The following is an 11908-nucleotide window of genomic DNA, read 5'->3' as shown; positions in this document are numbered from 1 at the left end:
TGGCTTCCTTCAGACCCCACCGTTGGCCAGTGACGCCCTTGCCATTCAGATTATCTTCCCCTTAGTCAGGGTGATAAGGCATCTTTCAGCCTATCGGGTTTGCCAGCTTCGCTGGGCAAACAAAAAAGCGAGCACTAGGCTCGCTTTTTAAAAATACAAAACGTACGTTATTTTAGCTTGCTATCAAGCTCTTCAATTTTAGCTTTCCAGATAGCAGGGCCTTGTGTATGCGCATTGGCGCCTTCACTGTCTACTGCAACGGTCACTGGCATATCTTCAACTTCAAATTCGTAAATAGCTTCCATACCTAAATCTTCAAAAGCAACTACGCGTGCTTTTTTAATCGCTTTAGATACTAAATAAGCTGCGCCGCCTACAGCCATTAAATAAACAGATTTATGCTCTTTAATAGACTCAACCGTTGCAGGGCCACGTTCAGCTTTACCAATCATGCCTACAATGCCTGTTTTTTCTAGCATCATATCGGTAAATTTATCCATGCGAGTGGCTGTTGTAGGGCCAGCAGGACCTACTGCTTCATCGCGTACCGCATCCACTGGGCCTACGTAATAAATAAATTTATTATCAAAGTCTACGCCCTCAGGTAAACCTTCACCTGAGTTGATCATATCTTGCAAACGTTTATGCGCTGCATCACGACCTGTTAAAATAGTGCCCGAAAGTAAAACGGTTTCACCCATTTTCCATTCTTGAACATCTTTTTTAGTCAGTGTATTTAAATCAACACGACGTGTGCCTTCGCCCACTTCAAATGTTACTTGTGGCCAATCTTCTAGTTTAGGTGCTTTTAAATTAGCAGGGCCAGAACCGTCAAGCGTAAAATGTACATGGCGAGTTGCCGCACAATTTGGGATCATTACTACAGGTTTTGAAGCTGCATGCGTTGGTGCTGTTTTAATTTTAACATCAACAACCGTTGTTAAACCGCCTAAACCTTGTGCGCCAATACCTAATTTATTAGCACGGTCAAAAATTTCTAAACGCAGTTTTTCTTCAGTTGTCTCTGCGCCGCGTACCATTAATTCATGGATATCAACCGGATCCATTAACGACTCTTTAGCCATTACTGCTGCTTTTTCAGCCGTACCACCAATACCTATACCTAGCATGCCTGGCGGACACCAACCAGCACCCATTGTTGGTAGTGTTTTTTCTACCCATGCAGCAACATCATCTGACGGGTTTAACATAACCATTTTACTTTTGTTTTCAGAGCCGCCGCCTTTAGCCGCAACCATTACTTCTACTTTTCCACCCGCTACTAAATCAATATGCACAACCGAAGGCGTATTATCTTTAGTATTTTTACGCGTACCAGCAGGGTCTGCAACAATAGATGCACGTAAAGGGTTATCTGGATTCAAATATGCACGACGAGTACCTTCATCAACCATTTGTTGAACGGTTAAATCTGTTTTATCCCACTTAACATCCATACCTACTTTAACAAAACAGGTAATAATACCGGTGTCTTGGCAAAGTGGACGCTTGCCTTCAGCCGACATGCGTGAGTTAATTAAAATTTGTGCAATGGCGTCTTTAGCCGCTTTACTTTGTTCTTTGTTGTAAGCTTTTTCGAGTGCTTGAACAAAATCAAGTGGGTGATAGAACGAAATATATTGCAATGCATCTTCAATGCTATCAATAAAGTCTTGCTGACAAATTGTACTCATAGTGGTTCCTTAAGTTACCGTTACGCGTTGTCGCGTAATCTAAATCAAACCGGTGACGGTGGTTTGCACTGTTTTTTGCAGCTTAGTGCTGCCAAAAAATTTGACTTATGATACCCTCCCAGCCCGTTTCGAGCCAGTTCTTAAAGGGGCAGTAAATGCTAAACAATAAAAAAAATTGTATTAAATTAGGCATAACACAAAACTGCATTGACGTTTTTGCGCATTTTTCACATTTGCCTTATGCAATTCTATTAGATTCTGCAAATAGTAATCATATAAACAGCCGTTTTGATATTGTTGCTATTGAGCCGCAAAGTACCCTTGAAGTAAAAAATAATAAAAGCTTTTTAAATAATATAGAAAGTAGTGATAACTGCTTTGAAATTATGAATAATGAGCTTTCGCATCTTGCTAAAACAAAAGCCGATTACGATTTACCCTTTAATGGCGGCTGGCTTGGCTACTTTGGCTACGACTTAGGGCGTACAATTGAAAACATCCCCACTCATGCTATTGAAGACATTAATCTTCCCCAAATGGCTATTGGCCTTTACTTAGATGCCCTTATTTACGACAAACAGCAACAAAGCTGGTTTTATGTATCGCAGCCAAACACCGATCGATTAGCGCTTTATGAGCAATACTTAAATACACACGCTAACTCCCAAGTTAATACGCAGTCCTTTGCCCTAAACAGCGACTGGCAATCAAATATGAGCGAAACGGAATACGCTGCAAAGTTTGCCCAAATTGAGGAGTATCTAAAAAGTGGCGATTGTTACCAAATTAATTTAGCGCAGCGCTTTAACGCTCAGTTTGAAGGCTCCCCTTGGGCAGCTTATATTAAACTGCGTGAGGCAAATAAAGCGCCATTTTCGAGCTTTATAAATCACCCTCAAGGAGCAATTTTATCAATTTCCCCTGAGCGCTTTATATCTGTAAATAATAACGTTGTAGAAACCAAACCTATTAAAGGCACTCTGCCGCGAAAAGCGGATGCGCTGGAGGATCAACGCCAAGCCCAAATACTCGCAGCATCAGCTAAAGATCGCGCTGAAAACGTCATGATTGTTGATTTACTGCGTAACGACTTAGGCAAAGTGGCAAAACCTGGCAGCGTTCACGTCCCTTCCCTTTTTGCTATTGAAAGCTTTCCGGCAGTGCATCATTTAGTAAGCACGGTAACCTCAGAACTTGATGAAGGCAAAACAGCGGTCGATCAGTTAAAAGCGGCTTTTCCGGGAGGCTCAATCACCGGTGCACCTAAAATCAGGGCCATGGAAATAATTGAAGAACTAGAGCCGCATCGGCGCAGTATTTACTGTGGTTCAATTGGTTATTTAAGTGCATGTGGAAATATGGATACGAGCATCACTATTCGCACCTTGGTGTGCCACAAAGCGCAAATTTACTGCTGGGCAGGTGGCGGAATAGTCGCTGATTCTAAAGTCGAATTGGAATATCAAGAAACTTACGATAAAGTAAATAAAATCCTCCCTTTATTAAAACAGTAGGTCGCTTTGAATAGTGAACACATTATGGCGCGGTTTCTGTTAAGCCCTACAGCTGCGCCAAATCAGTTAAAAGACACACGTAAAAAACGCGCTAGCGCTGTTATGCTACCCATTATTGATATAGATAACCATGCACATATCTTACTGTGTAAACGCCCTACTTATTTACACCATCACCCTGGGGAGATTTGTTTGCCCGGAGGCAAGTTTGAAGTAAGCGACATTACCCTTCGCACCACAGCCCTTCGCGAACTAAAAGAAGAGCTAAATATTGCCCAAAACAACGTTAATGTATTAGGTCACTTACCTGAGTATTCAACCTTAACGGGTTTTAGTATTAGCCCCTATGTAGGTTTACTCAAAAAAGACACCACCTGGGAAAATGACTATAATGAAGTACAAGCGAGCTTTTTGCTCTCGGTCACTGAATTAAATAACGAAGCTAACTGGCAACCCTTACCTTTTCAACGATTTGGGAAAACGGTTATTTTGCAAGGTTTTAAAACGCCGCATGGTTTACTTTGGGGTGCGACGGCAAACATTATAAAAAACTTTACAAAACAACTCGCCTTACCAGTTTAAATCTTCGTTATTAGTAGTTACACAATCACAATTCCACGTTATCATGCTCGACCGTTCAAAGAGCAGCTTCGAGCTGATAAAACAAAGTAGAGACACACATTATGATCAGTGCATTTGATATGTTTAGCATTGGTATTGGCCCTTCGTCATCACACACCGTTGGCCCAATGCGCGCATCACGCTTATTTGTTAATGACCTACAAGAACAACAATTATTAGCAAATGTTACCGATATTAAAGTAGAGCTTTATGGCTCTTTGGGACAAACAGGTGTTGGCCATGGCTCGGGTAAAGCCGTAATTCTTGGTTTAGCCGGTTATGACCCTGAAACTATAGATGCCGATTTAGTCGACGACATTTTAGCCACTATCGAACAAGATCAGGTTATTTATTTAAACAAAACACACAAAGCTAAGTTTCCAAAACAAGGCGCTATTGTTTTTCATCGTCGCAAAACGCTGCCTAAGCACTCTAATGCAATGGAAATTATCGCCTCAAACAACGGCGAAAAAGTTTACAGCAAAGTATATTACTCTATTGGCGGTGGCTTTATTGTTACTGATGAGGAGTTTGAAAACGAAAAACAAGCAGCCCTTGATATTAGAGAAGAAAACCCAGCTCCTTTCCCTTTCAGTAGCGCAAAAGAGCTACTAGAGATGTGTAAAGAGTCAGGGCTTAGTGTTTCAAGCTTGATGATGAAGAACGAAAAAACACTGCGTACTGAAGATGAAATAAAAGACACGCTGTTTCATATCTGGAAAGTAATGATGGCCTGTATTGACCGTGGTATGCGTACAGAAGGTATTTTACCTGGCGGCTTAAAAGTAAAGCGCCGTGCGCCTAGCTTATACTTAAAACTAAATATAGAAGTCAGTAACGACCCACTTCGTGCAATGGACTGGGTTGATTTATTTGCCCTTGCCGTAAACGAAGAAAATGCGGCAGGTGGCCGTGTAGTTACCGCACCAACTAATGGTGCTGCGGGGATTTTACCAGCTGTACTTATGTACTATCACACATTTGTGAAAGAAGTAGACCGCGATATAGCCACACGTTATTTATTAACGGCTGCTGCTATTGGTATTTTATATAAAAAGAATGCCTCTATATCGGGTGCCGAAGTAGGTTGCCAAGGTGAAGTTGGCGTTGCGTGCTCTATGGCAGCAGGCGCATTAACAGAAATTGTTGGTGGCAATGTTGTGCAAGTAGAAAACGCAGCAGAAATTGGTATGGAACATAATTTAGGCCTCACGTGCGACCCTGTTGGTGGCTTAGTACAAGTGCCGTGTATTGAACGCAATGCAATGGGCGCGATTAAAGCAATTAATGCCTCACGTTTAGCTATTCGTGGCAGTGGAGAGCAAAAGGTATCACTTGATAAAGTGATTAAAACCATGCTTGAAACCGGCAACGATATGAAAACCAAATACAAAGAAACCGCTCGCGGTGGATTAGCAGTTAATATTATCGAATGTTAATCAGCTCGCTATAAAGAGAAAAAGCTGCCTATTTTAAAATAGGCAGCTTTTTTATTGTTCGTTCAATGCAATCACCTTATTTAACGGGTAACTCTATATCTGCAAATAACTTATCTACGTCATCTTGGTTACGTAACAAGCTTGCTCGCTCTACGCGCTCTTTAGTTAAGTGCGGTGCAAAACGTTCAATAAAATCATACATGTAAGTACGTAAAAAGCTGCCCTTTCTAAAACCAATTTTGGTCGTGCTTGCTTCAAATAAGTGGCTTGCATCAATACACACTAAATCGGTATCGCTCACTTGATCTATCGCCATTGAAGCGACAACACCAACTCCTAAACCCAGTCGTACGTATGTTTTTATAACATCAGCATCGGTTGCAGTAAATACAATGTGTGGCTCAAGTCCGTGTGCGCTAAATGCTTTATCTAACTCTGAGCGGCCCGTAAAACCAAATACATATGTAATGAGTGGATATTGGGCAATGTCAGCAACAGTTAAACTATTTGCCTTTTTAGCGAGCGGATGGTCTTTAGCAACAACAATACTGCGATTCCAATGATAACAAGGCAACATAACTAAATCTGAATACAAATGCAGTGCTTCTGTTGCAATAGCAAAGTCGGCATCACCGCGTGCTGCAGCATCCGATATTTGCTGTGGAGTGCCTTGGTGCATATGAAGCGATACCGCAGGGTATTTTTTCATAAACCCTTGAATAACGTTAGGCAAAGCATAACGGGCTTGGGTATGTGTTGTGGCAATATTTAACTTACCTTGATCAGGTAACGTATGCTCATTAGCAACGGCTTTAATACCTTCTACTTTGGAGAGTATTTCACGAGAAATATTAATTATATCTTCGCCAGCACCGGTTACATGCGTTAAATGTTTACCACTGCGACCAAAAATTTGTACACCCAACTCATCTTCTAACATGCGTACTTGTTTAGAAATTCCTGGCTGCGAGGTAAATAAACTCTCAGCAGTCGCTGAAACATTTAATTTATGATTTTGTACTTCTACGATGTATCTGAGTTGTTGTAATTTCATGGCTGCAAATTTTAACGTTATTATTCATATTATTTATAAAGGCAATACCGCTTAAAACCAAGTGTTATTTGCGTAAAATATCACTTTAGGTCTTTAGGTGTGCAATTATCTGATTAGAGCTCAAGGCTAGCATAATAAATATGCTTGAGGTAGCGATGTTTATTCAGCTTTAGTTTATAAGCCCTTAGGGTGACTACGGTTTATAAAGAGCTCAACCTATCAATTTTTTGGTGTATTTTTTAAGTTAATCGGCGCAAAGCTACCCTGTTAACGTATATTTAATGTAAGATTAAATAATTAGGTTATATGTCCGAGAATTACACCATGATCGTTTCTATTATAATAGTGCTTATAGTTGCATTGATTGTGATTGCACTTTGGGTAAGTGCTGTACAACAACACAAAGAAAAACAAGAAGCGGAACGCCGCAAAGAGCTAACAAAACAAAAAGCTATAATAGAAGAAACAGAAGAAGCACTAATGAATAGTGCCAATATACCTCTTTCTGAAAATATAATCCGTGTATTGCAACGCCGTATTTACGAAGCATTAAACACGATGGTTACTAGTTCGCCAACATCCAAAGCACTCAAAAGCCGCTTAGGTGAGGCTAAAACGCACCTCACCAATGCAGTTCTAGACAACAGCAGTGAAGCCCTAACGCTACCGAGTAATGACAAGCAGCTTGTTGGCCTAATTCAAGGTATTAAAAAATTACGCTCAATTTTACGCTCTGAACATAATAAAGGTCGTATTGATAGCCAAGTTTTTGTTTTAGAAGATAAACGTCTTGAAAAACTACAACTGCGTATTAATATCGAAAGCCAAATAAAACGTGGCTTATCTGCCCGCTCAGCGAGTATGGTTGGCTCTGCAAGGCAGTATTTTGAAAAAGCACAGGCAACGCTCAATGCAGTTACATACACCGATGAATATGTAACAACAAAACGCCAAGAAGTTGAAGGTTACTTAGAAGCAATTAGTGTTGAACTAAGAGCTTCTAATGCAAGCGCACTTAAAAAGAAAACAGAAGAAGAGCAAGACGACTTAGATATATTGTTTGCTCCTAAAAAGAAATGGTAGCGTTTTTATACTAAAAATAAGTATTAAAAAAGCCTGCACAAATTAAATTTATGCAGGCTTTTTTGTCTCTTTGTTAGTCATTAAGACAAAAATGCAAACTTGAAAACAAACAAGGCTGTTAATATCCAAACACTAATACTGATTTGATCTTGCTTACCACACAATACTTTTACCGCTGTATAAGATATAAAGCCAAGTGCAATACCGTGCGCAATCGAAAACGTTAATGGTGTCATTAGTAATACCACAGTAACAGGAATTGCATCGGTCATATCATCCCAATTTACAAACTTTAAATTTTGTAACATCAGTACAGCGACATATAAAATAGCACCTGCCGTAGCATAAGCCGGTACCATTTGTGCAAGCGGTGCAAAAAACATCATTAGTAAAAAGCAAATACCTACAACTACAGCCGTTAAGCCAGTACGTCCGCCAACAGAAACACCAGCAACCGATTCTATATACGATGTAGTCGTAGACGTGCCTAGCATCGCACCTGCAATTGTTGCAGAGCTGTCAGCACTTAGTGCGCGCCCTAAACGAGGCATGTTACCTTTTTCATCAGCTAAACCAGCTTTTTGAGTGACCGCAACTAATGTACCCGAAGTATCAAAAAGATCGACAAACAAGAATGCAAAAATAACACTCATCATTGATATATCAAAAGCGGCGGCAAAATCTAGTTGCATAAAAGTAGGCATTATTGATGGTGGCATAGCCATAACACCGTGATATTCAACAAGCCCTAAACTTAGTGCAATGCCTGTCACTAATAAAATACTAATAAGTACACCGCTTTTAAAATCGCGGTATAAAAGCGCTGCAATTACAAAAAAGCTTAATATAGCTAATAATGGGCCTGGGGAAGTAATGTCGCCCAATTGCACTAGTGTTGCTGGGCTTGAGACAATAATGCCTGCATTTTTAAGGGCAATTAAGGCTAAAAAAGCACCAATACCTGTTGCGATAGCTCGCTTGAGCACCAGAGGTATGGCATTAATAATCCATTCTCTGACTTTAAATAAACTTAAAAATAAAAATATACAACCCGACATAAAAACAGCCCCTAATGCGGCTTGCCAGGTATAACCCATTCCTAATACGACGCCATACGTAAAAAAAGCATTTAGTCCCATACCAGGCGCTAATGCTAATGGATAATTAGCCCATAAACCCATTATAAAACAGCCTATCGCAGCTGCTATACAGGTAGCTACAAATGCAGCCCCTTGGTCCATCCCTGCCTCAGCAAGCATAGCCGGGTTTACAAATACAATGTATACCATAGTGATAAAGGTAGTTAGGCCAGCAACGCATTCGCGTTTAACTGTTGAGTTATTTTCGCTGAGTTTAAATAAGGCTTCAAACATAATAAACTTGTGATAGTAAAAAGTGACGAGATTTTAACATAAAAATTATCTTTTACAGGACATTTTACCTTGCTATATACTAAACTGTTAAAGTAGTTAAAATAATAAATGAACCAATATGCTTAAAACAACACCTTGTGAGCAAGACTTAGAGCAACAGCTAGACAACATTTTAGGTTTTGTTACTCAACCAGAAAGCAGCCCCGCGCCCATTGATAATAAAAAAGATGAGCAAAGTACTATTAATAAAGCCCTATATTATTTAAAAAATAATCAAGCTCCATTGGCTGCAAAATGGATGCGCCTTGCTGCAATGGCAGGAAACCATAGAGCACAGTTTTATTTAGGTTTATTTTTTGTAAAAGGTGAAGGCGTGCCACAAAGTGTATTTCATGCTGTAGCGTGGTTGAGCTTAGCGAGTAGCCAAGGGTACGCACCTGCCACTGCAGCGGTTACAGATATACGCAAACATATCGAAACTAAGCGATTTAAAGATGCTCAATGTTATGCAGCAAGTTTGTACGAACAAATCCACCAACTCCAGTTTTCTCATATGATCCCTCGCACCAGTGAAAACACATAAACTAATTAAGTTATAAGTACTGTATACAGTGTTGAAAAATACTGTATATAGTTACAAAGATACTCCTACACAGTATAAAACCCACAAATGAAAACATGACTCAAAAGTTTATTTTAAAAATACCCTCTTAAAAGCAAGCCTATAACAAGTTGATTAATAAAGAATTATAGATTTAAAAACAAAAAACAATGATCAAAAGCTGAATAACTGTACAAATAAATAGCATAAAATGCTTGCACGAAAGCACTGTATAAACTACTGTATATGAATACTGTATAAAAACCCAGTGAGTGAAATTATGTTACAGCCTATTACCGTAAGAACAGTTAAAAGTTACCAACAAGACGAGCAAAGCGATTGCGTAAATTTGATCCAAATTGAAGATGAAATTTCAGCGACCTTTGAGCTTTTAAAAGTATTACACCAATACAATAGCTCTAATGCATGGACGTTATTAATTGCGCCAGATCATGTACCGAGCAAAGCTTTACTTGACTCATGCTCTATTGATACAAGTAAATTACTTGTTATTAGACAGAAGCACCTAGTAAATCTAGAGTATGTATTAAATTCTGCGTTACATAATGGAAACTTTGCAGCTGTAATTACCTGGACCGATATAGTTAATAACCAACTACTTACAAATCTATCGTTCGATTTAAGTAAAACAAATACAAAACTATACTGTTTTACTAAAAACGCTCAAACAACAGAGATACCACTCGCTCAATAAGCTTGTTAAACTAATGTTTTAGATTCTGTATTATTATTATGACTTCACTCAATACCACATTATGTTTTTGCAGCAGTGGGCACAATTATGCCGATTGCTGCGAGCCGCTTCACTTATCTGTAAAGCAAGCTGACACTCCTGAACAACTTATGCGCTCACGATTCAGTGCTTATGTTATTAAAAATGCAAAATATGTTTATCAAACCTACGCAAAAGAAAAACAAGCTGAAAACCCGGTTAAAGAAATCAATGATTTTGCTAACAGCTGTCGATTTATAAATCTTGATTTAATTGACTCAAGCCATGATGGCGATACTGGAACTGTAGAATTTAAAGCCCAATATTTTTATCAAAACTTATTTTGTGAGCTTCACGAAAAATCGCAGTTTATTAAAGAAAGCACCCAATGGCGTTATTTAGATGGCACTATATATCCTGTTGAAGATATTAAAGTAGGCAGAAATGATGACTGCCCATGCGGTAGCAATAAAAAGTACAAAAAATGTCATAGCATGTAATAAATAATCTTATTTAATATTTATCATCTAAAAAGTGTTTTTAAGTGGCAGAGTGATTTATTAGCTAACTAAACTTAAAAACACACTTTGTTACGCCCTTGCATTTTAGACTCATACATTTTTTCATCTGCGATCTGCAACGTGTTTTTGTTATTTACGTATGGTTGTAGGGTTGCACCGCCAATACTAATAGTCACAAAATCATATTCTGAATATTTGTGTAATATTCCTAAATCGGCCACATTCTGTTTAATTTTATCAGCAACACAAATTGCACCTTCAGTGCTTGTATGCGGTAGAACAACTACAAACTCTTCGCCGCCATAACGCGCAACAAAATCGGTTGGCCTTTGCAAACTATTAGTAATAGTTTGTGCTACTAGGTTTAACACCGTATCCCCCTGCACATGACCATAGATATCATTGTATTGCTTAAAATAATCTATATCGATGAGTAATAATGCATAGTCAACTTTTTCTCGTAAGGCGCTTCGTTCCATTTTAGAAAAATGTGCATCAAAATAACGGCGATTGAATACTTTAGTTAAATCATCTAAAAATACTTTTTGATTGAGTAAGTCGTGTTGTAATTTTAACGTTATATGGGCACGAACCCTTCTAAATAGTGTTTCTTTTACAATCGGCTTTTTAATAAAATCAACAGCTCCGGCTTCCCAACACTCTTCTTCTTCGTTTTCAAAGGATGTAACAAAAATAACTGGGATATCCTGTGTTTCAGTATTATTTTTTAATTTTAAACATGTATCAATACCACTCATTCCACCCATACTAATATCGAGTAGGACTATATCGGGTACATTTACATTACAAATTTCAATTGCTTCTTCACCACTTCCAGCTGTTGTCACATTAAAATGCTCAGATAATATTTTTTTTAATACGATTAAGCTTAATAACTGATCGTCAACTATAAGTACTTTAGAATTCTTTAAACTTAGTTTTAATTGATGGTCAGAGTAATTTATTGGCATAGTAAAAATGTTTTGTTTTTTTAATTAAAAACAGCCTATAGCATCACATTTTGTTATGCAAATGTTAATTAAGAGGGGTTCTACTTATTGGTTATTAATAAAAATGCTTTTTAGTAAATCTTTATTGCATAAAAACATCGAGTAGGGTGAGGCTTATGCCTCATCCCTCTCACAGAACCGTACGTACGGACCTCGTATACGGCTCCTGTACCCTTCACATTTTATCAACTTATTTCCTAAACGCTGATAAAGCAAGCCATCCCGTATTCACTTTTTCTATTGGATATAAACCAAGCTCCTCAAA

General features: G+C 38.6%; 11 protein-coding genes. 7 read left to right on the top strand and 4 right to left on the bottom strand.

Annotated features, from left to right (window positions below; translation table 11 throughout):
* Positions 1-167: 167 nt before the first annotated feature.
* Positions 168-1694: a fumarate hydratase gene (locus tag QL998_RS19130; protein WP_290193291.1), complete on the bottom strand. Its 1527-nt coding sequence runs from the start codon at positions 1692-1694 to the stop codon at positions 168-170.
* Between the two features lie 155 nt (positions 1695-1849).
* Here QL998_RS19130 and pabB point away from each other — a divergent pair, with 155 nt between their 5' ends.
* The 3 genes from pabB (at position 1850) to QL998_RS19115 (ending at position 5268) form a co-directional block, all read left to right on the top strand.
* A complete protein-coding gene (gene pabB, locus QL998_RS19125) occupies positions 1850-3208 on the top strand; it encodes an aminodeoxychorismate synthase component I (protein ID WP_182196903.1) in 1359 nt (452 codons plus the stop codon).
* A 6-nt stretch (positions 3209-3214) separates the two neighbouring features.
* Positions 3215-3790, top strand: coding sequence for a CoA pyrophosphatase (locus tag QL998_RS19120; protein ID WP_182196901.1), 576 nt, complete (start codon positions 3215-3217; stop codon positions 3788-3790).
* Between the two features lie 101 nt (positions 3791-3891).
* The gene (locus QL998_RS19115; RefSeq protein WP_182696431.1) at positions 3892-5268 is read left to right on the top strand and encodes an L-serine ammonia-lyase; all 1377 of its coding nucleotides are present in this window, start codon (positions 3892-3894) and stop codon (positions 5266-5268) included.
* A 76-nt stretch (positions 5269-5344) separates the two neighbouring features.
* Here QL998_RS19115 and cysB read toward each other — a convergent pair whose 3' ends face one another.
* Entirely contained in the window at positions 5345-6322 is a 978-nt protein-coding gene (gene cysB / locus QL998_RS19110) for an HTH-type transcriptional regulator CysB (RefSeq protein ID WP_002961670.1), read from the bottom strand.
* A 324-nt stretch (positions 6323-6646) separates the two neighbouring features.
* Between cysB and QL998_RS19105 the strand changes: the two genes are divergently transcribed.
* Complete coding sequence (locus QL998_RS19105; RefSeq protein ID WP_024594743.1) at positions 6647-7405, top strand: hypothetical protein; 759 nt, start codon at positions 6647-6649, stop codon at positions 7403-7405.
* Positions 7406-7485: 80 nt separating this feature from the next.
* Here the strand turns inward: QL998_RS19105 and QL998_RS19100 are convergent, their stop codons facing one another.
* Positions 7486-8778, bottom strand: coding sequence for an NCS2 family permease (locus QL998_RS19100; RefSeq protein ID WP_002961426.1), 1293 nt, complete (start codon positions 8776-8778; stop codon positions 7486-7488).
* 118 nt (positions 8779-8896) lie between these two features.
* Between QL998_RS19100 and QL998_RS19095 the strand changes: the two genes are divergently transcribed.
* The 3 genes from QL998_RS19095 to QL998_RS19085 all read left to right on the top strand — a co-directional run bounded on the left by QL998_RS19095 (position 8897) and on the right by QL998_RS19085 (position 10612).
* Complete coding sequence (locus QL998_RS19095; RefSeq protein ID WP_002961427.1) at positions 8897-9361, top strand: SEL1-like repeat protein; 465 nt, start codon at positions 8897-8899, stop codon at positions 9359-9361.
* A gap of 298 nt (positions 9362-9659) precedes the next feature.
* Complete coding sequence (locus QL998_RS19090) at positions 9660-10094, top strand: SulA-like leucine-rich domain-containing protein (RefSeq protein WP_002961428.1); 435 nt, start codon at positions 9660-9662, stop codon at positions 10092-10094.
* A 38-nt stretch (positions 10095-10132) separates the two neighbouring features.
* Positions 10133-10612, top strand: a complete 480-nt coding sequence (locus QL998_RS19085) for a YchJ family protein (RefSeq protein ID WP_182196898.1) — start codon at positions 10133-10135, stop codon at positions 10610-10612.
* A 74-nt stretch (positions 10613-10686) separates the two neighbouring features.
* Here the strand turns inward: QL998_RS19085 and QL998_RS19080 are convergent, their stop codons facing one another.
* Complete coding sequence (locus QL998_RS19080; protein WP_138489334.1) at positions 10687-11604, bottom strand: diguanylate cyclase; 918 nt, start codon at positions 11602-11604, stop codon at positions 10687-10689.
* Between the last annotated feature and the right edge of the window lie 304 nt (positions 11605-11908).

The organism is Pseudoalteromonas sp. APC 3691 (assembly GCF_030408135.1).
Taxonomy (GTDB): domain Bacteria; phylum Pseudomonadota; class Gammaproteobacteria; order Enterobacterales; family Alteromonadaceae; genus Pseudoalteromonas.
The sequence above is the reverse complement of the archived record's forward strand: the minus strand, read 5'-3'. Positions and strand labels throughout refer to the sequence as shown.

Coding starts and splice junctions, on each gene's coding strand:
- QL998_RS19130 (WP_290193291.1), bottom strand. CDS start 1,694: ATGAGTACAATTTGTCAGCAAGACTTTATTGATAGCATTGAAGATGCA.
- pabB (WP_182196903.1), top strand. CDS start 1,850: ATGCTAAACAATAAAAAAAATTGTATTAAATTAGGCATAACACAAAAC.
- QL998_RS19115 (WP_182696431.1), top strand. CDS start 3,892: ATGATCAGTGCATTTGATATGTTTAGCATTGGTATTGGCCCTTCGTCA.
- cysB (WP_002961670.1), bottom strand. CDS start 6,322: ATGAAATTACAACAACTCAGATACATCGTAGAAGTACAAAATCATAAA.
- QL998_RS19105 (WP_024594743.1), top strand. CDS start 6,647: ATGATCGTTTCTATTATAATAGTGCTTATAGTTGCATTGATTGTGATT.
- QL998_RS19100 (WP_002961426.1), bottom strand. CDS start 8,778: ATGTTTGAAGCCTTATTTAAACTCAGCGAAAATAACTCAACAGTTAAA.
- QL998_RS19095 (WP_002961427.1), top strand. CDS start 8,897: ATGCTTAAAACAACACCTTGTGAGCAAGACTTAGAGCAACAGCTAGAC.
- QL998_RS19090 (WP_002961428.1), top strand. CDS start 9,660: ATGTTACAGCCTATTACCGTAAGAACAGTTAAAAGTTACCAACAAGAC.
- QL998_RS19085 (WP_182196898.1), top strand. CDS start 10,133: ATGACTTCACTCAATACCACATTATGTTTTTGCAGCAGTGGGCACAAT.
- QL998_RS19080 (WP_138489334.1), bottom strand. CDS start 11,604: ATGCCAATAAATTACTCTGACCATCAATTAAAACTAAGTTTAAAGAAT.